This is a genomic window from Cypionkella psychrotolerans (assembly GCF_001294535.1).
In the GTDB taxonomy this organism is placed as follows: domain Bacteria; phylum Pseudomonadota; class Alphaproteobacteria; order Rhodobacterales; family Rhodobacteraceae; genus Cypionkella; species Cypionkella psychrotolerans.
In genome coordinates this window covers 70,016-91,225 of record NZ_LGIC01000031.1, presented here as the reverse complement: position 1 = coordinate 91,225, position 21,210 = coordinate 70,016, and the positions used below count along the sequence as shown (strand labels likewise).

Below are 21,210 nucleotides of genomic sequence, written 5' to 3'. Positions count from 1 at the left end.
CCCGGCGCTTCAACCCGCGCGCCGCCCCGCCGTTACATCTAACGGAAACACCTTCGCCGGGTTCAACAGCCACGCCGGATCGAACACGTCCTTGACCCGCAACTGCGCCTCTAGGTCGACCGGATTGAACTGCACCGCCATCAGATCGCGCTTCTCTATCCCCACGCCGTGCTCTCCTGTCAAACAACCACCAACCTCGACACAGAGCTTCAGGATATCCGCGCCAAACGCCTCGCAGCGTTCCAGATCGCCGGGTTTGTTGGCGTCGAACAGAATCAACGGGTGCATATTGCCGTCGCCTGCGTGAAACACATTGCCGACGTCCAGACCGCAAGCGGCGCTCATCTCGCCGATACGGCGCAGCACATAGGGCAGGGCCGAGACCGGAATCGTGCCATCCAAGCACATGTAATCATTGATCTGTCCCATTGCTCCGAACGACGATTTGCGGCCCAGCCAGATGCGCTTGGCTTGGTCTTCGTCGGCTGCTTCGCGAAATTCCACCGGATTGTGGGTCATCGCGATGGCCTTGATGCGGGAGAGTTGTTCGGCGATTTCAGACGGTGAACCTTCGACCTCGATGATCAGCAAAGCCTCGCAATCGGGATAGCCGGCTTTGGCGAAGGCCTCGGTCGCGCGGATGCAGGGGCGATCCATGAATTCAATGGCAACGGGCAGGATGCCGGCTTTGATGATGTCAGACACGCAGGTGCCTGCGACTTCGTTGGAGTTAAAGCCGACCAGAACGGGCCGCGCGCCTTCGGGTTTCGGCAGGATGCGCAGGGTGGCCTCTGTTACGACGCCAAGCTGCCCTTCCGAGCCGCAAATCACTCCCAAAAGGTCAATCCCACCAGAATCCAGCCATGGCCCGCCGACCTCGACCACTGTGCCATCCATTTGCACCAAGGTCACGCCCAGCAGGTTGTTGGTGGTGACGCCATATTTCAGGCAATGCGCGCCGCCCGAGTTCATCGCGATATTGCCCGCGATGGCGCAGGCGAGTTGACTGGAAGGATCGGGAGCATAGAACCAGCCATCGGCCTCAATCGCCCCCGTCACCGACAGGTTGGTGCGGCCCGATTGCACCCGGATGAAACGATTGTCGTAGTCGGTTTCCAGCACTGCGTTCATCCGCGACACGCCCAATATCACGCAATCGGCGGTGGGCAAAGCGCCCCCGGCCAGCGAAGTGCCAGAGCCACGCGGCACCACAGGCACTTGTTCTTCATGGCAAATTCCCAAAACGGCGGCGACCTCGGCGGTGGTGCGGGGCAGGACGACGACGAGGGGAGCGCAGCGGTAGGCGGTCAGCGCATCACATTCATAGGCGCGGGTTTCCGCCGGATCGCTGATCACCGCATCCGCAGGCAGAACGCTGCGCAGCCGTGCGACAATGGCAGATTTGCACGCGACGATGGCGGCATTGGGGATCGGCATATCCATGACAGACTCCTTGCGTGGTCAAAAAATATAACCAATTTTTTGAAATGGCAAGATACTGTTGGCCCTTCCCAGATTTGCCGTGAAAGCATAGGTTTGTGGCATGCAAAGTATGATCAGTCTCGGCCCGTTCAGCACCATCGACGCGCTTTCTGTGGCGCTGGCTTTGATTGCGTGGGCAGGGATCGGCTGGTTGATCGAGCACCCGCCTGCCAGCCGTCCTTCGGTCACTGTGCTGATGAAAGAATATCGGCGCGAATGGATGCGGCAGTTTCTGACCCGGCAGCCGCGGATTTTTGACGCGTCGATGATCGACAGTCTGCGGCAGGGCACGGCGTTTTTTGCCAGCGCCTCGCTGATCGCGATTGGCGGCGGCATCGCGCTGATCGGCAATCCGGCGGCGATTGTCGGGCTGGCTGAAGACCTGACCCTGCCCGCCGATGCCACCGGGTTGCAACTGCGGGTGCTGCTGGTGATTGTGTTTCTGGCCAATGCAGTGCTGAAGTTTATCTGGTCAAACCGGCTGTTTGGCTATTGTGCGATCATGATGGCGGCGGTGCCGAATGACCCCAGTGATCCAGCAGCGTCGCACCGGGCGCAGCAGGCGGCAGAGTTGAACATCACAGCAGCGAAAAGCTTTAACCGGGGCCTGCACTCGATCTATTTCGCACTGGGCAGCTTGGGTTGGCTGCTTGGCCCTTATCCTCTGATCGCAACGACGCTGCTGACCTCCGCGATGCTGATCCGCCGTGAGTTCGCCTCGGAATCACGCAAGGTCATGCTGCGCGGCGCTTGAATCGACCTTCCACCAACCAAGCTGCCACAGCCAATCCAGCTGCCAAGATCAGCATCAGCCAGCTGGGCACCAGCGGGCTGATGCGCAGATCTTCGGTCACAAACGCGCCGCGCGGGGTGACGCCGATCCAGCCGCGCCCTGCGGCAGGGCGACCTTCACGCACGGTGCGGATACCGGGCAGGCCAGCCTCAATCGGCAGGATGCCGCCCTGCATGGTGGCGACGACAGGGGTGAGACCTTCGGCGCTGGCCAAGGTTTCGACAAACTCCTTCGGGGCAGACGGGCCGACGGCCACCACCCGCACCAGATCATCCTGTTGCAGGCGATACAGACCCAAGGCCGGGGCTTTCCAGTCGATACTGTATTTGCCCGGACCCATCGGCGGCAGGGTCAGGGTTTGGATTTTGCCATCCGGCCCGGTAATGGTCAGATCACCCGGCGGTTTGTCGGAAACCGTGCGGCGGGTGATGGTCAGAACGTCTGCCTTGTTGGTGGCGGTCAGCGCCTCCTCCTCCAACTCCGGCTCTTTCAGCATCCAGTGTGCGAGTCGTCGCAGCAGTTCCAACTGCGGTCCGCCGCCTTCGTAGCCACGGCCCCAAAGCCACGCTTGATCCGAGGCAAGCACTGCGATGCGGCCCTTTTCGACGCGGTCGAGCACCAGCAATGGTTTGTCTTGCGGGCCAGACATCAGAACCTGACCGCGCAGCAGGTTCACGTCGATCAGACGGAACCAGCGGCCCCAGCCTTTCGGGAACAGTGCTTCCAGCCCTTCGGTCACGGGATGGCGGCGACCAAGCTCGGTGAGCTTGGGTTTGTAGCCTTCCTCGATCACTTGGCTGGTCGGCTCCACCGGGAGAATTTCGGCCAAAGGCGAGCGCCACAGGCTGTCCACCGCGCCAAATTCGGGGCCTGCAGCGACCAGAACCGTGCCGCCATTTTTGACATATTGCACAACGTTATCAATATATTCCATCGGCAGGATACCGCGCATCCGGTAGCGGTCAAAGATGATCAGATCGAAATCTTTGATCTTCTCGACGAACAGCTCGCGGGTCGGAAAGGCGATCAGCGACAGCTCCTCAACCGGGACACCATCTTGCTTTTCGGGCGGGCGCAGAATGGTGAAATGCACGAGGTCCACGCTCGGGTCAGATTTCAGCAAATTGCGCCAGACCCGTTCGCCCGCATGGGGTTCGCCAGACACGAACAACACCCGCAAACGGTCGCGCACACCGTTGACCTGCACCACTGCGACATTGTTGCGGTCGGTCAACTCGCCTGCGACCGGGGCCACTGAGAATTGCAGCACGTTCATCCCGGCATGGGGCAGGCGCACGGGCAGTTCCATATCCTCATTCACCGGGATATGAAACGTCATTGGGGCATCGGAATCGACGCCGATGGTCAGGGCCACCGATGTGCCTGCCGAGGCTGGCACCGCTCCCTTGTCTTCGACTTTCAGTTTCAGGGTGAATTCTTCGCCCAAAATCGCGAAGGCAGGGGCGTCTTTGATGATCAGATGGCGATCCCAATCCTGCTTTTTCCCGGTCAAGAGCACCTGCAACGGCGCGGGCAAAGCCGGGGCGAGGCCAAGATCATGCACTTGTCCATCGGTCACCAGAATGGCTCCGGCAATCCGGGCGCGGGGTTCTTCGGCCATGGCTTGCGCAAGCGCTGTCATGGCCAGAGTGCCTGCATCCTCGGGGCCGTCGCCAAAGCGGATCAGGCGGAGTTCGGTGTTTGGCAGGGCTGCGACCTCGGCTGTAACCTTTGCGACCGCAGCCTCTGCTTGCGTTTTACGGTCTGACAGAGTTTGGCTGGAGCTTTCATCGACCAGTAGTAAAACGATGTCGGACAAGGGCTTGCGGTTTTCTTCTTGCAAGGATGGGTTCGCAAGCGCGACGCCCAAAGCGATGAAGGCAAGGCCACGCAACGGCCCGCCGCGCAGACCTTTCCACAAAGCGAAGGCGACCAGCAGGCCTGCGATGATTGCCAAGGCCCAGATCACCGGTAAGGCTATCAGGGGGTCGAAAACCAAGGTCCGGCTCATTCGCCTAGCCTTTCCAGCAGGGCAGGCACATGCACCTGATCCGATTTATAATTTCCGGTTAGCACATGCATGATCACGTTGATGCCAAAGCGGTAGGAAATCTCACGTTGATCCTCGCCCGCATAACCGCGCCCCACTGGGAACATCGGCACGCCGTCGGTGTCAGTGGCCCAAGCCGAGGCCCAATCTGCGCTGCCGATGATCACCGGCGTCACGCCATCATTCAGGTTGCGGAAGGGCATGCCTTCGGCCTTTTCCGCTTCGGGATCAGAGGCCTCAACCCACACCGCGCCGCCTGCGAAACGGCCAGGGAAATCTTGCAGCAGGTAGAAGCTGCGGGTCAGCACATGGTCTTTCGGCATCGGTTCTAACGACGGAATATCGAGGCCGGATGCGATCAGTTGCAGCATCTGGCCTTCCGGCGTGGTGTCGCCCGAATAGCCCGCGATATCACCATCGCGAGTGTCAAACAGGATCATCCCACCCGTGCGCAGAAAGCGGTTCAGCTTGGCATAGGCGGCGGTTGACGGGATCGCTTGGTTTGGGGTGATCGGCCAATAGAGGAAGGGATAGAACGCCAGTTCATCCTTTTCCAGATCAATGCCCATTGGGGCTTCGGGTTCAACCGCCGTGCGCAGCCAAAGCTGATCGCTGAGGCCACGCAAGCCAGCTTCTGACACCTGATCCATCGCGGCATCGCCGGTCTGCACATAGGCCAGCACCACGCCGCGCGTCGCCTCCAGCGCTTTGACGTCATCAGGCACCTGTGCGTGGGCATCGTGCGGCATCATCAGGGCCAGCAGCAAGACTGCGGCGCGGGCAAGACCACCGATACGGCCCGAAACCCAAAGCGCGGCGAGAACGTCCAAGGCCAACATCAGCATGGCGGCGGTCAGCAAGATGCCTTTCAGCGCCTGTGCTTTCACCGTCTCAATGCCCTCAATGACGGTGTCTGCGGGCCAAGTGGCGGCGGTGATCGCGGTTTTGGCAGAGATTACATTCAGCGCGACTTTGCGTTCGGCACTGGCGTAAAGCCCCGCTGGCAGGCCCGGACCGGGGCCAGTTACCATAGCTTTGGACAGCGTTTCGCCCGCTACCCCGGCGATTTCGCCTGCATCGCGCTCTAACCCGTAGCCATCCATGATCTTCTGCGGCACCCACGTTAGCCCTGCCAAATCTTTTGCATCGGGCGCTGCGGGTTTGGTGGACACTGCCAGACGTTCAAGCATTTGTACGAACAGCCCCGAAAGTGGCAAGCTGGACCATTCGGCATTTGCCGTCACATGCACCAGCACCACTTGCCCCGCGCCGATTTCTTTGCGGGTAACGAGGGGCGTGCCATCGGTCAGGGCGGCGATGGTGCGGGTGGTGAGGTCGGGGTCGGGTTGGGCGAGGACTTGCTGACTTACGGTGACATCATCGGGGATCGCCAGGCCATGAAAGGGCGAGTTTTCCGGGAAAGGTGCCAAGGTTTTCGGCTCGCCCCAGCTCATCGCACCGCCCACTGACCTGCCACCTTCGCGCAGCCGCACCGGCATCAGCGGGTCTTCTTCCGCACGCGACAATTCCGACGCTGCCAGTCGTGGTCCGGCAAAGCGCAGCAGCAGACCGCCCTTGTTCACCCACTCCAACAGGCCGTCGGTTTCAACCGGAGTCAGCTTGGCGACATCGGCGAGGATGATCACATCGGGGTTGGCAGGGATCACATCCGAAAGCCCACCCTCAACCAGATCGGCGACGGGGGTGAGGGCTTGGCGCAGGTAGTAGCTGGGCTGCAGCAGGGGCAGACCTTCGCGGTCAGGCGTGCCGCCGATCACCGCGATTTTGCGGCGTTTCAGACTGTCATCGGTGAGGCTGACCGCCCCTGCGGAGCGTTGGCCGAGGAGTTCAAAACGGTTGACGCGGTTGCGCAATTCGGGCGGCAGGTCGAGGGAGGTTTTGGCCTCAGGCGCATTGGCGTCAAAATGCAGGGGCGCGCGGGCGAGTTCGCGGTCGATACCGGAGGGGTCGGGGCCGCGCGCGATCACATCCAGATCGGCAGTGTCACCGGGGAGGCGGGCGGCGGTGAGGGTGATTTTGCCATCCTCAAACGCAGCGGGGCGCAGGGCGAAGACCGGGCGGGGGGCGAGGAAGGCGGTGAGCCTGCCTTTGGATTGAAGGGTTTTGAGCAGGGCATCGCGGCCCGGATGGTCGAGGCCATCAGAGAGCCAGTAGCTGTCGAAACTCTCGGTCGGCAGAATTTTTGCCCAATCTGCGTAGCCTTGCGGCGCGAAAGGTTGTGGCTCCATCGCGGCAAGACGGCCTGCCCATGCGTCGGCGTTTTGAAACTCGACAGGCTGCGGTAGGTCGGTCAAGCGGATCGCGGCGGTGGTGCGGCCAGCGCGACCCGCCTCGGCCAGCAGGGTGTTGGCTTTGTCCATCCGGCGCGGCCAGTCGCTGGCATCTGCCCAGCCACCATCCAGCACAATTAGTAAGGGGCCAGAGCCGGGAGCGCGGTTTTCAGGGTTCAAGATCGGGCCCGCAAAGCCGATGATGGCGGCGGCGACGGCCAAAGCGCGCAGTAGAAGCAGCCACCACGGGGTTTTGTCGGCTTGGCGGTCTTCGTCGTTCAGGCCCAGCAGCAGCACCACTGCGGGAAAGCGGCGGCGGATCGGAGCGGGCGGGATGGCGCGTAGCAGCAGCCACAGGATTGGCAGCGCGATCAGGCCCCAGAGCAGCCAAGGCGTGGTGAAGGCGAGCATGTTCATCGCCCGCCCTCCAAGGCGCTATAGGCCCAGAGCAGAGCGGTTTGCGCCGATTGTCCGGTGTGGTGACAGTGGTAATGCCAGCCCATCGCGCGGGCCAAAGTGGCAAGACGGGCCTTGCGTTCAGCCAAACGGTCAAGATAGCGGGCGCGCAGATCGCCTGCGGATTGGGTCTCGTGACGGAGGCTGCCTTGCATGGATTCGAACACGGTTCGGCCTTGGTAGGGGAAATCTTCCTCTGCCGGATCAAGCACTTGAAGCAACACGCCGCGCACGCCACGATCTGAGGCAAGGGTCAGGCCTGTTTCCAACGGATCAAGATTGCCGAGGAAATCTGACAGGAACACCGCGCGGCCATGACTGACCATGCCAGCGACATCGGGGGTGCCATAGTCGTCGGGATTGTCCGAAGACAGACCTTCGACCAACGCCATGATCTGCGCGCGGCCGGGTTTTGGCGTGGTGCCGGACAGGCCAACACGCTCACCTCCGCGCAGCAGCAAGACGGAAAGCGCGAGTGCCAGCAGACGGGCGCGGTCGAGTTTCGGGGCGCGGTCTCTGTCGCCCGAAAACGCCATCGAGCGCGCGGCATCTACCCAGAGCGTCACCGATTGCGCCGCCTGCCATTCGCGTTCGCGCACGAAATGCGCGTCTGATTTGGCCGATCTGCGCCAGTCAATCGAACGCGCGGCATCGCCCTGATGCGCGGGGCGGTATTGCCAGAATTCATCGCCTTGGCCCGCGCGGCGGCGGCCATGTTCGCCCAGCATCAGAGTTGCGGCCAAATGCTCGGCTTCTGCCAACAAGGCTGGCAGCGATTGGCCGAGCGTTTCGGCTCTCGCCCGAAGATCGGTGGATATGCTCACGCAGCAGCCTCGGTGCGCAGGGCGCGGGTGATGGTGCGGTCAATCAAGCCCGACAGAGTTTCGCCGCGCGCACGGGCGGCGAAGGACAATGACATGCGATGCTCGAGCACGGGTTTCGCCATCGCGGCGACATCGGCGATGGAGGGCACCAGGCGGCCATCGAGCAGCGCACGGGCGCGGACGGTCAGCATCAGGGCTTGCGCGGCACGCGGCCCAGGACCCCAAGACAGGCTGCCCGCCAGATCGCGGCCCTCGGGTTCGCCCGGACGGCAGGCGCGGACCAGATCAAGGATGGCCTCCACCACTTGATCACCGACCGGCATCCGGCGCAGTATGGTTTGAGCGGCCAGCAGTTCCTCTGCGCTAAACACTTGATGCGATTCGGATTCTGTGGCCCCGGTGGTGGCGAGCAAGATGTCACGTTCATGCGCGCGGGTGGGATAGTCGACATCGACTTGCAGCAAGAAGCGGTCCAACTGCGCCTCTGGCAAAGGATAGGTGCCTTCCTGCTCAATCGGGTTTTGCGTGGCGAGAACGTGGAACGGGCGGCCCAAAGCGCGGTGCTGGCCTGCGATGGTGACTTCCTTTTCCTGCATGGCTTGCAGCAAAGCCGACTGGGTGCGGGGGCTGGCGCGGTTGATTTCATCCGCCATCAAAAGCTCGCAAAACACCGGGCCTTCGATGAAGCGGAACGCACGAGAGCCATCGGAGGCGGTTTCCAGCACCTCGGACCCCAGAATATCGGCGGGCATCAGATCGGGGGTGAACTGGATGCGGTTGCCTTTCAGGCCCATCACGGTGCTGAGGGTATCGACCAGCAGCGTCTTCCCAAGCCCCGGCAGGCCGACAAGCAGCGCATGACCACCGCACAGCATCGCTGCCAAAACCTGATCCACCACTTTGTCCTGCCCGATAAAGCGCTGATTGATTGAGGCCTTCGCCTGCGCCAGCCGCACGCCTAAGCTTTCGATCTCGGCGACGAGTTGGGTGGGATCGGCCATGACAATTCTCCGGAACAGGTTATATGCTGCCATATGATCCAATCTGGGCGCCGGGTACAAATGGCAAAAAGCGAAGATGCACAAATGATCGTGAAACCGCTGGCCGAGGGGCTGGCTGCGGTGCAAGTCGCTGCAAAAAAAGGCCCGCCGCCGGTGCATTTGTGGCATCCGCCATTTTGTGGCGACATAGATATGCGGATAGCAAAGGATGGGACCTGGTTTCACGAAGGCTCTCCCATAGGACGAATGCCGATGGTGAAGTTGTTTTCCTCGATTCTGCGGCGCGAGGGGGATGAGTTCTTCTTGGTCACTCCGGGGGAGAAGGTGCGGATCCGGGTCGATGATGCGCCGATGCTGGCGGTGGATTTTGAGGTGGAGGGGGCTGGCGAGGGCCAGCGCTTGCGGTTCTTCACCAAAACCGAAGATGAGGTGGTGGCAAATGCTGCCAATCCGATCCGCGTGGTGGTGGGGGAAGGCGGGGAGCCTTCGCCCTATGTGCATATCCGGGCGGGGTTGGAGGCTTTGATTGATCGCAAATCCTTCTACCGGTTGATGGAATTGGGCGCGCATCACGACCATTTGGGGGAAAGCTGGTTCGGGCTTTGGTCAGATGGTTGTTTCTTTCCGGTGATTCCTTCGCTAGAGCTGCGCTGATGCCTTTATTTGCCGCCAACCTGACTATGCTGTTCACCGAGGTTTCCCCCCTCGACCGCCCCGGCCTTGCTGCGCAGGCAGGGTTTGATGGCGCAGAAATCCTGTTCCCCTACGACTATCCCGCCAAGGACTGGGAAGCCGCTTTGGCTGGCTTGCCGCTGGCGATGATCAACACGCCTCCCGGTGATTGGGCGGCTGGGGATCGCGGATTTGCTGCCGTCCCCGGCGAGGAGACGCGGTTTCGCGATGGCTTCCTGCGGGCGGCGGAGTTGGCGTCACGGTTGGGGGCAGCGAGGGTTCATGTGATGGCCGGGGTGGCGAAGGGGCCGCAGGCGGAGCAGGTTTATACGGAGAATCTGGCTTGGGCGGCGTCGCAGGCACCGGATTTGACGATCACTTTGGAGCCTTTGAACCCGGATGACATGCCGGGGTATTTCCTGAACGACTTCGATCAGGCGGGGCGGATTGTGGATGATCTGGGTTTGCCGCAGGTCGGGATACAGTTTGATCTGTGGCACGCGGCGCGGATTCATGGCGATGCGGCGGCGGTCTGGGCCAAGCATGGGGCGCGGGTCAATCATGTTCAGATCGCGGGATTTCCGAGCCGGAACGAGCCGGGTGGTGGCGGGTTTGATCTGACCGGGCTCTGTACCTGCTTGGATGAAAGTGGCTATCAGGGCTGGGTTGCGGCGGAGTATCGGCCCTCGCGCGCTACCGTGCATGGGCTAGCTTGGCTGGGGGCTTTGAAGGCGCGATCACGGTTGATCGGGGTCTGAGGCTATGGTCCCAACTCGGGACCTTTTTTAATCGTTTTATATCAATATGATGACCTTGCCCCGTTAAGGGATTTTTAAGGTTTGACCCACCAGCGGCGGGGTGAACCCCGCCCTACTCTAACTGGGAAGTGCATTTGCAATCGCTTGTGTCGCAATTCCAATCCCGGTCATCATGGCGGCCCATTTATTCCAATATGCTTGGCGTTTGATCGTTGCGCCGAAATCGTCTCCGTCCTCAGTTACGATTTGTGACGGTCCGCTGCCCGCCCCATAAGTTTTTTGGTATTCGGCAACAACGTCGGCAGCTTTCACCCGGACAAGTGTTGACGCAATCCAAAGAATAGCCGCAATCCCTTGAAGGAATACAGCGACCCAGTTGATAGCTTCCTTAAATGTCATTTCCCGTTCCGATTAAGTGACATCTCCCTCAATGCTCCGGCAGCAAAATCTCGCGTTTGCCGACATGGTTGGCGGCGGTGATCACCGAGTGTTCTTCCATCTGTTCGACCAGTTTCGCGGCCTTGTTGTAGCCGATGCCGAGTTTGCGTTGGATGTAGCTGGTGGAACATTTGCGGTCTTTGGCGACGATGGCGACGGCTTGGTCGTAGAGGCTGTCGTCTAGGCCGTCGGAACCGAGGCCCAAAAGGCTGTCGATTTCGGCGGCGTTCTCATCCTCGGGGCCTTCGATCACGCCTGACATATAGACCGGCGGGCCGTAGGATTTGAGGTGGTTGACGATTTCTTCCACTTCTTCATCGGAGACGAACGGGCCGTGGATACGGGAGACGCGACCGCCGCCGGCCATATAGAGCATGTCGCCCATGCCGAGCAGTTGTTCGGCGCCTTGTTCGCCGAGGATGGTGCGTGAGTCGATCTTCGAGGTCACTTGGAAGGAGATCCGGGTCGGGAAGTTGGCTTTGATCGTGCCGGTGATCACATCGACCGAGGGGCGCTGGGTGGCCATGATCAGGTGGATGCCGGAGGCGCGGGCCATTTGGGCAAGGCGTTGGATGCAGGCTTCGATTTCCTTGCCTGCGACCATCATCAGGTCGGCCATCTCATCGACCACCACCACGATATAGGGGATGGTGACGGGCTGGAATTCATCGGTTTCAAACATCGGCTCGCCGGTGTCTTCGTCAAATCCGGTCTGGATGGTGCGCTTGAACATCTCATTTTTCGATAGGGCTTCGCGGACGCGGCCATTGTAGCCTTCAATATTTCGCACACCCATTTTCGACATTTTGCGGTAGCGTTCTTCCATTTCCGACACCACCCATTTCAGAGCGACGACGGCCTTTTTCGGGTCGGTGACGACGGGGGAGAGCAGGTGCGGGATGCCGTCATAGACGGAAAGTTCCAGCATTTTCGGGTCGATCATGATCAGACGGCATTCTTCCGGGCTGAGTTTATACAGCAAGGACAGGATCATGGTGTTGATGGCGACGGATTTGCCCGAGCCGGTGGTGCCTGCGATCAGCAGGTGGGGCATTTTGGCAAGGTTTGCGACGATGGGATCGCCGCCGATGTCTTTGCCAAGGGCGAGCGGCAGGCGCATGTTGCTGTCGCCAAAGTCGCGGGCGGCGATGATTTCGCGCAAGACCACCTTTTCGCGGGTGGCGTTGGGCAACTCAATGCCGATCACGGTGCGGCCGGGGACGGTGGAAACGCGGGCGCTGAGCGCGGACATCGAGCGTGCGATATCGTCGGCGAGGCCGATGACGCGGCTCGCTTTCAGGCCGGGGGCGGGTTCGAGTTCATACATGGTGACGACCGGGCCGGGGCGCACAGAGACGATTTCGCCTTTGACGCCGTAGTCGTCGAGCACCGATTCCAACATGCGGGCGTTTTCTTCAAGGGCTTCGTCGGAGAGGGCGTGGCGTTGCACGGAGGACGGCGGGGTGAGCAGCGAGATGGGGGGGAGTTCGTAGGCGGGGGCGGGGTCGTCAAAGCGCAGGCGGGGTTGCGCCTCGGCTGCGGCGCGGGTGGAGGGGGTAGTGGGTTTTTTCACTGCATGCTGGACAACCGGGCGGCGCTCGGGTGTGGGAGCAGGGCGGGGGATTACAGCGACGGAGGTGTAATCTTCGTCTTCATCCGCAGCGTCGTCGCCGGCTGCGTAGTCATGCGCATCGTCGGTCAGGGTGAAGCCGTGATTTTCAGGCAGATCAAAGGCTTGATCGTCTTCGGTTTCCAAGAAGGCGTTGTGGAGGGGGGCTTTTGGGGCAGTGACGGGCGGTTCGATGCGTACGATCGGGCGGGTGTCGGCGATCAACGGCGCGGGGCTGCGCGGGCGTTGTAGCGGCGGCTCGCGGCGCTGGATGGCGGCGGCGAGAGGGGAGAGTTGCGCCTCGGGCGGGCGGGTGCGCGAGCGGATGGCATCGGAAATCCGCGATTTGATGCGGTCGTCGGACGGCATGTCGGCGTGATCGGCAGCTTGCGAGAGTGTGGGTTCAATCAGTTCGGGTTCGGGATCAACGGCGCGGCGCATCAGGGCGGGCATTCGGGCCAAAAGGCCGAGTTTTTCGCGGGGGGGGGCGTATTGCGGAGCCTCGGCGAGAGGTTCAGGGTAGCGGGCGTCGGCGCGTAAGGTGGAGGGGCGGCCAAAGGCTGCGGCCTCAACGCTCGGTTCGGCGCGGCGGATAGTGGATTGCGGGCGGTCTTCGCGCCAATCGGCTGGCGCGCGCAGGGTCTCGTCTGGTCGGGCGGCTTCGGCGGCGTTGCGGCGGCGGCGGGCTTGGATGGCGGCGGCGGCGCGGGTGGTGCCTTGCGCGCCTTTGCCAGCGGCCCCGAGCAGGATGGAATAGCTGTAGATCAGGCTGGTGATCAGGAAGCGGAAGCCCGCACGGATTTCGGGGAAGTTGAAGCCGGTGACGAACAGCATCAGGGCGACCATTGCGGCGCCGGAGGCAAGCGAGATCAGTTTCAGGCCGACTGCCGAGCCGCCGGGGATGATGTTCATCAATGCGCCGACCACGGTGTCGCCGAACAAACCGCCCATGCCGAAGCTTTGCACCCACATGGCGGAGGGCAGCAGGGTGGCGGCATAGACCGAGGCCATGGCGATGGCGATGACGGCGAAGACCATGCGGGAGACGGCGCGCTCGGCTCCGCGATGCAGCACAAACCGCAGACCCCAAGCGCATAGGATCAGCGGGATCGCCCATGTGCCTTTGCCGCCGATGATGATCAGGGTGGACGCGAGGGCCGCGCCGAAGCGGCCAAGGGTGTTGGCGGCGGGCTCGTCTGTGGCGACCATCCAGCCGGGATCTTCGGGGGAATAGCTGTTCAGCATCAGCATGAAGGCGAAAGCCAAGGCAATCAGGGCTAGCCCCAAAAGCTCGCGCCCCCGGCGTTCCAGCATCGCTGTGGTGCCTTGGTCCAACAGCGGATCGCGTTGCCGTGCTTGATAAGATGCCATGTTACCCTGTCCTCAACCGTAGAGGCAGTCGCGGAGTTGGATCAACCCGCGCTGCATTTCTTCTTTGGGGGCCACAAGTGCGACCCGAATATAGCCTTTGCCGGGGTTTTCCCCGTTCGCATCGCGCGACAGATACGCGCCGGGGAGAACCCGGACTCCGGTCTGTCGCCATGCTTTAAGCGCCGCTTGTTCGCCGTCTTCGACCGGCAGCCAGAGGAAGAAGCCGCCTTCGGGGGTTTTGAAGCCCTGTAGGCCGCTGAAAATTGCGTCCGCGGCGTCGAATTTCGTGTGGTAGAGGGCGAGCGAGGCGGCGACGTGATGGTCGTCGTTCCATGCGGCTTGCGAGACTTTTTGGATCGGCAGCGGCAGCGGTGCGCCTGCGAAAGAGCGCAGTTTGCGGATTTGCGCGATGCCTTTTGCGCCACCTGCGACGAAGCCAGAACGCAGACCGGGGAGGTTGGAGCGTTTTGACAGCGAGTGGAAGGTGAAGACGCGCTCGGGGTCGGCATTGGTGGCTTGCGCCACTTCGAGGATGCCTGTGGGGGCGGTATTGCGCCAGATTTCGCTGTAGCATTCGTCGGCGAAGATGGTGAAATCATGCTTCTCGGCCAAGCCCAGCAGGGTTTTCCAATAGTCAGCGCTGGCGACTGCACCCTGCGGGTTGGCGGGCGAGCAGATGTAGGCCACGGTCACACGGTCGAGGATTTCCGCAGGCAGGCTCGCGTAATCGGGCAGGAAACCTGTGGCGGCGGTGGCGGGAACGTAAAGCGGTTCGGCACCGACTGTGACGGCGGCGACGGCGTAGACTTGGTAGAACGGGTTCGGCATCAGCACGATGGGCTGTTTGCCGTTTTTCGTTTCGGGCGAAAGGGCGATGCAGGCGTTATAGAGGCCTTCGCGGGTGCCATTGAGGACCATCAGTTGATCTTGCGCTATCTGCGCGTTGTAGCGGCGTTTGATCCAACCGGAAATCGCGGCCAGCAGTTCAGGCGTGCCGTCATTTGGCGGATAGACCGCGAAGTCATTGATATTGGCGGTCATTATGGGCGCGACAAAATCGGGAATCGGGTGACGGGGTTCGCCGATGGTCATGGAAATGGCTTCACCGCCGGGCGGATATGCGTCTAGAAGCTTCCGCAAACGCGGAAACGCATAATCCGGCAGGTTCGAAAACCGCTTGGGAAACGCCATTACTGCCTCATCTCAGGGTCATATCGCCCCGTTCTGGATCAGGATAACCAGATCATGCGGGCGCGTCCAGAAAAACCCATATGGGATATGGGCTTGGTTGCTGTTGTTGTGGCTTTTAGGCCAGCGCGCGTTCTGCCGCTTGGCCAATACGGAGCAGGCGTTCCTCTTGGCCAGGGCCCGCCATGAAAGAGATGCCGCAGGACGGTTGTGCTGTGGGCAGGGTAAGCGCGCAAAGCCCCATCAGATTGCCGATGCGGGTGTTGCGCAGGGCCAACAGATTTTCGCTGACATAATAGGCATCGTCGGTCATCAGGCGGTGGGCATTGGGCGGCAGAATGGGCGAGGTTGGGAGCAGGATGGCATCGTATCCGGCGGTTTTTGCGGCCCAACTCTGGCGAATGTCGTGCATGCGGCGCCATGCGGCGACGTAATCGGCGGCTTTGATCGTGGCCCCGGTGCGGAAGCGTTCGAGGATACGGGGGAACATTTTTTCGGGGGCGGCTTCGATGGTTTTGGCCCAGATGCCATAGGCTTCGGCGGTGAACAAGATGCCTGCGAGAGCCATCGCCTCGGCTGTTTCGGGAATGTCTGCGTGAGAGATTTGCGCGCCTGCACGCGACAGGCGGGTGAGTGCGTCTGCAAAGCCTGCGGCGGGGCGGGGGCGCAGATCGTCGAGCGCGACGGTGTTCAGGACCAGGAAGCGGGCGTTGGTCAGGCTGCTGCCCGCAAGGTCGGCGGGTTTGCCGGATTCGAGGGCGGCGAGGAGCAGCGCGCAGTCTTCGACAGAACGGGCGAGCGGGCCTATGGTGTCGAATTGCTCGCATAGGGGGACCGCTCCGGTCAGCGGCAGGCGGCCGTGGCTGGTTTTCAGGCCGACAAGGTCGTTCCAAGCGGCGGGGATGCGGACGGAACCGCCGGTGTCTGATCCGATGGCGGCGGGGGCGAGGCCGAAGGCAACCGAGGCCGCACCGCCGGAGGTAGATCCGCCCGCGACGGCTTGATCGTCGTTGATGCAAGGTGGGGTGGCGGTGACGGGGTTAAGGCCTAACCCCGAGAAGGCGAGTTCGGACATGTGAGTTTTTCCAAGGCAAACAATACCTTGGCGGGTGGCGGTTTCTACGGCGGCGGCATCTTTCAGCGGTGTGCGGTTCTTCAGCAGCGCCGATCCGGCCTCGGTGACGATGCCTGCGGTGTCGAACAGGTCTTTCCAACTGACCGGGACGCCATCCAGCAAGCCCCGGCGCAGGCCGGATTTGGCGCGGGTGGCGGCCCCCATTGCTTCGCCGCGCGCACGCGTCGGGGTGGGGCGGGCGTAGATGCGGGTGGAATACTCGTGGATGGCAATTTTTTCGAGGAAAAACTCGGTCAGTTCGACCGGGTTGATACTGCCTTTGCCGATCTCGCGACCAAGGTCAGCGGCGGTCATGTTGGACCAGGTTTTGCTCATGTTGTTCCCCATTTTGGCGGAGCGTAGCGGCAAGGCGGCGCATGGACAATCCTGTAGGTTGGGCCATATTTGGCGGTATGGAAAATCATGCTGACATTGTGATCGTAGGCGGCGGCTTGAATGGCCCGGCTTTGGCTTTGGCTTTGGCTAAGAGCGGTTTGCGGGTGGTGGTGGTGGATGCGCGACCTGCGGGGGCGCGGGCCGAAGCCGGCTTTGACGGGCGGGCTTATGCACTGGCTGTGGCATCGAAGCGACTGCTGGAGGTGATCGGGGTTTGGTCGCGTTTGGAAGGCCGGGTGCAGCCGATCTTGCAGATCAAGGCCAGCGACGGGGTGGCGGGGCAGGGGGCCGCGCCATTTTTCCTGACCTTTGATCATGCCGAGATGGAAGAAGGCCCGATGGGGTTCATGGCCGAAGATCGGTATTTGTACGCGGCGTTTCTGGCGGCGATGGCGGTGGCGGGGATTGAGTTGATCTCGGGGGAAACGGTGGTTTCTCAGGAGGTCAGCGCACAGGGGGTTGAGGTTGTTTTGGCCTCGGAGCGTGTCGTTCGAGGCTCGGTTTTGGTGGGATGCGATGGGCGTGCGTCGGGGGTGGCCTCGCGCGCGGGGATCGGGCGAACGGGTTGGGGCTATGGGCAGACGGCGTTGGTGACGGCCATTCGACACGAGAAGGATCATCAGGGCATTGCGCAGCAGTTCTTTATGCCTTCCGGACCGCTGGCGATTTTACCGCTGGTGGGGGGGCATCATTCTTCGATTGTTTGGAGTGAGACAGAAGGACAGGCGGCGGCCATTCAGGCGTTGGGGGATGCGGAATATCTGGAGGCGTTGCGGCCTCGGTTTGGCGATTTTCTGGGCGAGATTGCGCTGGCGGGGGAGCGGTTTACTTATCCTTTAAGTCTGACTTTGGCGAACAGCTTCGTCGCCCCGCGCGTGGCTTTGGTGGGCGATGCGGCGCATGGGGTGCATCCGATTGCGGGGCAGGGGCTGAACTTGGGGCTGCGCGATGTGGGGGCTTTGGCGCAGGTGCTGATTGAGGCGCGGCGCAGGGGCGAGGATATTGGGGCGGCGGATGTGTTGGAGCGCTATCAGCGCTGGCGGCGGTTTGATTCTACAGCGCTGGCCTTGGGAATGGATGGGGTGAACCGGTTGTTCTCGAACGACAATCCGGTACTGCGGTTGGGGCGCGATTTGGGGATGGGGCTGGTGAATGCGGTGCCGGGGCTTCGGCGCAAGTTCATGCGGCAGGCGGCGGGGTTGTCGGGCGAGGTGCCACGGTTGTTGCGGGGGTTGGAGGTTTAGAACGCGTGGCGGGGTGAACCCCGCCCTACGAATTTGCATCGTCTGGCAGGAGGTGGGTCAGGTCGTTCGCAGCAAGATGGGCGGCGAAGGCGTCCCAGTTCTCGACGCCTTCGGACAACGGTTTTTCGTATTGTTTGACGTGATCGCTGGTCAGTTGATCGGCGCTGGCTTTTGAGCCGACAAACTTCAGAATAGCTTGCAGATGCTGCGGGTCGGACAGTTCTTCATATCGGGCGGTAAATACCGCCGCGTCGCCGTGTTTGTGGTGCAGGTTTTGTGCCACCTCGACAAAGCGCATATGGTTTTTCAGAAATTGGGTGAAGCTGTCGGCGTCAAAGCTGATTTTTGTATGTAGCAGATCGGCGGTGACGGACTCCCCCTGTTTGAGCACGAAAACCCCTGTTTCGGCGGCGCGGCGGCGCGAGATGTACCGCTCGATCGGATTGCGCAGCAGGATGATTTTTTGCCAGTTTTTTGAATGGCCAAGTTTGCCGAACAGCTTGACGCGGTTCAGGTTGGGCAGGAAATCTTTGAAGCCAAAGATCGCACCCTCGGCTTCGGTATCCTTGCGCAGACGGTTCAGCAGGCCGATGGGATCGGCATCGCGGGCGGCCATATCGCGGTTGGTCAGGCCGAGTTTGGCAAGCTGAGGTTTCGGCAGTTCCAGCGCGTTTTCTTTGAAAATCTCGCCGAAGCAGGTGATATCGGGGGCCGAATTCAGCAGAGCCGCCAAGTGGTAAGAGCCGCTACGGGCTTGGGTCAGGATCAGGAAGGGCATCGGCTACCTCGGGGTTGAGGCGTGATACCCGGGTTGGGGGCGGGGCGTAAAGGGGGGAGGTGCTGCGGTTGGGGCGCGATCTGGGGATGGGGTTGGTCAATGCGGTTCCCAGCTTGCGGCGCGGTCTTATGCAGCAGGCGGCGGGGCTGTCGGGGAAGTGCCGAAGTTGTTGCGGGGGGGGGGGAGGTTTGAGAACGTAGTAATGAGTGCTTTTTTGTGCATACTGGTATGGTGGCGCGTATTATGATGGAGTCGCAGGGGTTTAGCATGTGACTGATATACCGGGAAGTTCCTATATTGAACGGGTCGCAGCAATGCGAACTGAGCGGTGGGCCCTGCGCACAATCGTAGTTATTTTTTTGTTGCCATTCTTCGTCTTGGCATTTGTCGCCTTTGCCCCAATCAATGATGAAATTCTAATTGGACATGCGAAGGCCTTGACGATTATAGTTCCGGGCTTATCGAAATCATTTTTAAACATTCAGCAGTATTCATCCACGCTGAATGCTGCAAAGTTTGTAACTATCTATTTTTGGAGCTTTACGAGCGTTTGCACGATTTCTGTGATACTCGGAATGGCGTTTGGGTTCACCAGAAAGCTATATAAAATAGAAAATAACGGCAACAAAGATCACGTGCTTGGAATTTCTGCTCCTCGTGATCCGAGGAGAATGGTCGGGCCAGCCTTGTTCGTTATGTGCTGTGTTATGATCTTTCTATTTGCCCCAGTGGCCTACGTTCCATCTACCGGCACTTCGGTTGATAAAGCCTACTTCGGGTCTACTCTTGCAGCAGTAGGAATGTCATCACTATTTGGGGTGTTTCTATTCTTGCTCACAGCATCTTTAATATCTATTATATATAAGGCAGTCATTAAGTTCAATGTGCGCGGATAAGCTTTGTGCGCGGATAAGCTTTCACTCCACCTGTCTCGCCTCGCTCACCAACATAATCGGAATCCCGTCCCGGATCGGGAACGCCAGATGCGCGGCTTTGGAGATCAGCTCCATTTTTTCGGCGTCATAGGTCAGGACGGCTTGGGTGACGGGGCAGACGAGGGCCTCTAGCATGCGGCGGTCGTGCAGGGGGGTGTTTTGCGGCGTGTCGGTCATTGCAATGTCTCATCGCGGCCATCGGAATGGAGGGCGATTTCCAAGAGGGTGACGAGGGTTTCACGGCGGGTGACGAGGGAAGGAGCTTCGAGCAGCGCTTGTTTGTCTTCGGGGGTGAAGGGCAGCAGCATTGACAGCGAGTTGATCAGCAGTTCGGTGTCGGCGGCTTTGATGCCACTCCAATCCGTCCCTAGATCGCGGGTAGCGAAGTAGCGGGCGAGCAAGGCGAGGAAGGGTTCGCGGTCAAAATCCTTGTCGGTTTCTTCGCGGCCCAGATCGCGGGCGAAGGGCTGCCAATCAATATGGGCGCGGCGGTAGGGGGTGAAGCCTTCGACCTCGGCGCGCAAACGAAACCGCGACACGCCGGTGAGGGTGATCATATAGCGGTGGTCTTCGGTTTCGGAAAACCCGGTCAGACGGCCCGCGCAGCCGATGGCCGACAGACGCTTTTCACCATTTGGCGCCTCACGCGGTTGGATCATGCCGATCAGGCGGTGCGGGGTTTTCATGCAATCATCCAGCATCGCAAGGTAGCGCGGCTCGAAGATATGCAAGGGCAGGCGGGCGCGCGGCAGCAAAAGCGCACCCGGAAGCGGGAACAGCGGCAGGGTGTCGGGCAGGTCAGTTTGCTTCATCATGCCCTCTAGCTAGTGCGCCAACCGGTTTAGGCAAAGATCATCGAGGACAGGCGGCGGCGGCCTGCCAGCACGATGGGGTCTTGCGGTTTGAGGGCCTCAAAAATGGTGAACAGCTGGGTGCGGGCGGCGTTGTTGTTCCACTCACGATCCAGTTTGAACAGGTCTAGCAGGGTGTTGACGGCTTCCTCAACCTTGCCGTTGGCGTGCTGGGCGGTGGCGAGGTCAAACAGGATCTGCGGATTTTTCGGATCGGCAGCATGGGCGGCGCGCAGATCATCCTCGGGGCCAGCGGAGGCGGCTTGGCGGGCAAGATCAAGCATGGCGCGGGTGGCCTCAACTTCCTTGGCTTTGGTGAGGGCCCCGGGCGCGGTGGTGATCAGGGTTTCGGCCAGATCAAGATCGGCAAGCGCGAGGTGGGCGCGGATCAGGCCAGCGTAGGCGACGGCATTCTCGGGTTCTTCTTCGAGGATGGCGGTGAAGGTTTCTACTGCATCGGCGTAGTCACCGTCATCCAGCATGGTTTCAGCGGCAGCGATGGCATCGGCGAGGCCATTGTCCGGCTCTGGCCCCATCGCCGCGAGTTTATCGACGAAGCGTTTCAACTCGGATGGTGCGACATTGCCTTGGAAGCCATCGACGGGCTGGCCTTGGAAGAAGGCGTAGACGGTGGGGATGGATTGGATGCGGAGTTGGGCCGCGAGGGCTTGGTTTTCATCGACGTTGATTTTCACCATCCGCACGCGGCGTTTGGCGGCGGTGACGGCGGCTTCCAAGGCGGGGCCGAGGGTTTTGCAGGGGCCGCACCATGGCGCCCAGAAATCGACGATGATGGGGGTGGTTTGTGACGGCTCGATCACGTCTTGCAGGAAGGTTTTTTCCGAGCCGTCGGTGATCAGGTCGGTGGCGGGGGCTGCTGTGGGGGCGGTTGCGGTGCCGAACATGGGAAGCCTCAAAGGTTTTGGGTTGGGGTATATATGGGGGGCAGGGCGCGAAAG

Annotated in this window: 18 protein-coding genes; 5 read left to right on the top strand and 13 right to left on the bottom strand. The window is 61.1% G+C overall.

All coding sequences use genetic code 11. The annotated features are described in order from the left end of the window. Positions 1 to 9: 9 nt before the first annotated feature. Positions 10 to 1,443 carry an FAD-linked oxidase C-terminal domain-containing protein gene (locus tag AKV04_RS05525; RefSeq protein WP_054005451.1) on the bottom strand — a complete coding sequence of 478 codons (1,434 nt, stop codon included), beginning with the start codon at positions 1,441 to 1,443 and terminating at the stop codon, positions 10 to 12. A 100-nt stretch (positions 1,444 to 1,543) separates the two neighbouring features. Here AKV04_RS05525 and AKV04_RS05520 point away from each other — a divergent pair, with 100 nt between their 5' ends. Beyond that, positions 1,544 to 2,236, top strand: coding sequence for a DUF599 domain-containing protein (locus AKV04_RS05520; RefSeq protein ID WP_235815548.1), 693 nt, complete (start codon positions 1,544 to 1,546; stop codon positions 2,234 to 2,236). Here the strand turns inward: AKV04_RS05520 and AKV04_RS05515 are convergent. The 4 genes from AKV04_RS05515 to AKV04_RS05500 are packed head-to-tail and all read right to left on the bottom strand — an operon-like array spanning position 2,217 to position 8,897. After that, on the bottom strand, positions 2,217 to 4,286 hold the full coding sequence (locus AKV04_RS05515; protein ID WP_054005449.1) for a hypothetical protein: 2,070 nt from the start codon (positions 4,284 to 4,286) through the stop codon (positions 2,217 to 2,219). The two genes, AKV04_RS05520 and AKV04_RS05515, sit on opposite strands and share 20 nt — an antisense overlap. Continuing rightward, a complete protein-coding gene (locus tag AKV04_RS05510; RefSeq protein ID WP_054005448.1) occupies positions 4,283 to 7,033 on the bottom strand; it encodes a DUF4159 domain-containing protein in 2,751 nt (916 codons plus the stop codon). Before AKV04_RS05510 ends, AKV04_RS05515 begins: the two co-directional genes overlap by 4 nt. Beyond that, a complete protein-coding gene (locus AKV04_RS05505; protein WP_054005447.1) occupies positions 7,030 to 7,896 on the bottom strand; it encodes a DUF58 domain-containing protein in 867 nt (288 codons plus the stop codon). Before AKV04_RS05505 ends, AKV04_RS05510 begins: the two co-directional genes overlap by 4 nt. Further along, on the bottom strand, positions 7,893 to 8,897 hold the full coding sequence (locus AKV04_RS05500) for an AAA family ATPase (protein WP_054005446.1): 1,005 nt from the start codon (positions 8,895 to 8,897) through the stop codon (positions 7,893 to 7,895). Before AKV04_RS05500 ends, AKV04_RS05505 begins: the two co-directional genes overlap by 4 nt. Before the next feature lie 84 nt (positions 8,898 to 8,981). Between AKV04_RS05500 and AKV04_RS05495 the strand changes: the two genes are divergently transcribed. Continuing rightward, positions 8,982 to 9,551, top strand: a complete 570-nt coding sequence (locus tag AKV04_RS05495) for a DUF1285 domain-containing protein (RefSeq protein WP_054005591.1) — start codon at positions 8,982 to 8,984, stop codon at positions 9,549 to 9,551. Further along, positions 9,551 to 10,327, top strand: a complete 777-nt coding sequence (locus AKV04_RS05490) for a hydroxypyruvate isomerase family protein (protein WP_054005445.1) — start codon at positions 9,551 to 9,553, stop codon at positions 10,325 to 10,327. Before AKV04_RS05495 ends, AKV04_RS05490 begins: the two co-directional genes overlap by 1 nt. A 117-nt stretch (positions 10,328 to 10,444) precedes the next feature. On the opposite strand, the gene AKV04_RS05485 is transcribed toward AKV04_RS05490, so the two are convergent. From AKV04_RS05485 to AKV04_RS05470, 4 genes are all read right to left on the bottom strand, one after another. Further along, a complete protein-coding gene (locus AKV04_RS05485) occupies positions 10,445 to 10,726 on the bottom strand; it encodes a hypothetical protein (protein WP_054005444.1) in 282 nt (93 codons plus the stop codon). Between the two features lie 28 nt (positions 10,727 to 10,754). Beyond that, positions 10,755 to 13,745 carry a DNA translocase FtsK gene (locus AKV04_RS05480; protein WP_054005443.1) on the bottom strand — a complete coding sequence of 997 codons (2,991 nt, stop codon included), beginning with the start codon at positions 13,743 to 13,745 and terminating at the stop codon, positions 10,755 to 10,757. Positions 13,746 to 13,757: 12 nt separating this feature from the next. After that, the gene (locus AKV04_RS05475; protein ID WP_054005442.1) at positions 13,758 to 14,936 is read right to left on the bottom strand and encodes an aminotransferase class I/II-fold pyridoxal phosphate-dependent enzyme; all 1,179 of its coding nucleotides are present in this window, start codon (positions 14,934 to 14,936) and stop codon (positions 13,758 to 13,760) included. A 115-nt stretch (positions 14,937 to 15,051) separates the two neighbouring features. Then, a complete protein-coding gene (locus AKV04_RS05470; protein WP_054005441.1) occupies positions 15,052 to 16,383 on the bottom strand; it encodes an amidase in 1,332 nt (443 codons plus the stop codon). A 77-nt stretch (positions 16,384 to 16,460) separates the two neighbouring features. Here AKV04_RS05470 and AKV04_RS05465 point away from each other — a divergent pair, with 77 nt between their 5' ends. Next, positions 16,461 to 17,687 carry an FAD-dependent oxidoreductase gene (locus tag AKV04_RS05465; RefSeq protein ID WP_054005590.1) on the top strand — a complete coding sequence of 409 codons (1,227 nt, stop codon included), beginning with the start codon at positions 16,461 to 16,463 and terminating at the stop codon, positions 17,685 to 17,687. Between the two features lie 25 nt (positions 17,688 to 17,712). Here the strand turns inward: AKV04_RS05465 and AKV04_RS05460 are convergent, their stop codons facing one another. Next, positions 17,713 to 18,465, bottom strand: coding sequence for a hypothetical protein (locus tag AKV04_RS05460; RefSeq protein WP_054005440.1), 753 nt, complete (start codon positions 18,463 to 18,465; stop codon positions 17,713 to 17,715). A gap of 269 nt (positions 18,466 to 18,734) precedes the next feature. Here AKV04_RS05460 and AKV04_RS05455 point away from each other — a divergent pair, with 269 nt between their 5' ends. Then, positions 18,735 to 19,361 (top strand): hypothetical protein, encoded by a 627-nt coding sequence (locus AKV04_RS05455; protein ID WP_156317388.1) that lies wholly within the window; start codon positions 18,735 to 18,737, stop codon positions 19,359 to 19,361. A 21-nt stretch (positions 19,362 to 19,382) separates the two neighbouring features. Here AKV04_RS05455 and AKV04_RS05450 read toward each other — a convergent pair whose 3' ends face one another. From AKV04_RS05450 to AKV04_RS05440, 3 genes are read right to left on the bottom strand one after another with little or no spacing between them, the layout of a single operon-like run. Then, the gene (locus tag AKV04_RS05450) at positions 19,383 to 19,577 is read right to left on the bottom strand and encodes a Trm112 family protein (RefSeq protein ID WP_054005438.1); all 195 of its coding nucleotides are present in this window, start codon (positions 19,575 to 19,577) and stop codon (positions 19,383 to 19,385) included. Continuing rightward, the gene (locus AKV04_RS05445; RefSeq protein ID WP_054005437.1) at positions 19,574 to 20,215 is read right to left on the bottom strand and encodes an LON peptidase substrate-binding domain-containing protein; all 642 of its coding nucleotides are present in this window, start codon (positions 20,213 to 20,215) and stop codon (positions 19,574 to 19,576) included. The genes AKV04_RS05450 and AKV04_RS05445 overlap by 4 nt, the downstream gene beginning before the upstream one ends. A gap of 26 nt (positions 20,216 to 20,241) precedes the next feature. Continuing rightward, complete coding sequence (locus AKV04_RS05440) at positions 20,242 to 21,156, bottom strand: tetratricopeptide repeat protein (protein WP_054005436.1); 915 nt, start codon at positions 21,154 to 21,156, stop codon at positions 20,242 to 20,244. Between the last annotated feature and the right edge of the window lie 54 nt (positions 21,157 to 21,210).

Excerpts from the sequence above, each read along its gene's own strand:
- AKV04_RS05525 (WP_054005451.1), bottom strand. The coding sequence starts at position 1,443 with ATGGATATGCCGATCCCCAATGCCGCCATCGTCGCGTGCAAATCTGCC.
- AKV04_RS05520 (WP_235815548.1), top strand. The coding sequence starts at position 1,544 with ATGCAAAGTATGATCAGTCTCGGCCCGTTCAGCACCATCGACGCGCTT.
- AKV04_RS05515 (WP_054005449.1), bottom strand. The coding sequence starts at position 4,286 with ATGAGCCGGACCTTGGTTTTCGACCCCCTGATAGCCTTACCGGTGATC.
- AKV04_RS05510 (WP_054005448.1), bottom strand. The coding sequence starts at position 7,033 with ATGAACATGCTCGCCTTCACCACGCCTTGGCTGCTCTGGGGCCTGATC.
- AKV04_RS05500 (WP_054005446.1), bottom strand. The coding sequence starts at position 8,897 with ATGGCCGATCCCACCCAACTCGTCGCCGAGATCGAAAGCTTAGGCGTG.
- AKV04_RS05495 (WP_054005591.1), top strand. The coding sequence starts at position 8,982 with ATGATCGTGAAACCGCTGGCCGAGGGGCTGGCTGCGGTGCAAGTCGCT.
- AKV04_RS05490 (WP_054005445.1), top strand. The coding sequence starts at position 9,551 with ATGCCTTTATTTGCCGCCAACCTGACTATGCTGTTCACCGAGGTTTCC.
- AKV04_RS05485 (WP_054005444.1), bottom strand. The coding sequence starts at position 10,726 with ATGACATTTAAGGAAGCTATCAACTGGGTCGCTGTATTCCTTCAAGGG.
- AKV04_RS05480 (WP_054005443.1), bottom strand. The coding sequence starts at position 13,745 with ATGGCATCTTATCAAGCACGGCAACGCGATCCGCTGTTGGACCAAGGC.
- AKV04_RS05475 (WP_054005442.1), bottom strand. The coding sequence starts at position 14,936 with ATGGCGTTTCCCAAGCGGTTTTCGAACCTGCCGGATTATGCGTTTCCG.
- AKV04_RS05470 (WP_054005441.1), bottom strand. The coding sequence starts at position 16,383 with ATGAGCAAAACCTGGTCCAACATGACCGCCGCTGACCTTGGTCGCGAG.
- AKV04_RS05465 (WP_054005590.1), top strand. The coding sequence starts at position 16,461 with ATGGAAAATCATGCTGACATTGTGATCGTAGGCGGCGGCTTGAATGGC.
- AKV04_RS05460 (WP_054005440.1), bottom strand. The coding sequence starts at position 18,465 with ATGCCCTTCCTGATCCTGACCCAAGCCCGTAGCGGCTCTTACCACTTG.
- AKV04_RS05450 (WP_054005438.1), bottom strand. The coding sequence starts at position 19,577 with ATGACCGACACGCCGCAAAACACCCCCCTGCACGACCGCCGCATGCTA.
- AKV04_RS05445 (WP_054005437.1), bottom strand. The coding sequence starts at position 20,215 with ATGATGAAGCAAACTGACCTGCCCGACACCCTGCCGCTGTTCCCGCTT.
- AKV04_RS05440 (WP_054005436.1), bottom strand. The coding sequence starts at position 21,156 with ATGTTCGGCACCGCAACCGCCCCCACAGCAGCCCCCGCCACCGACCTG.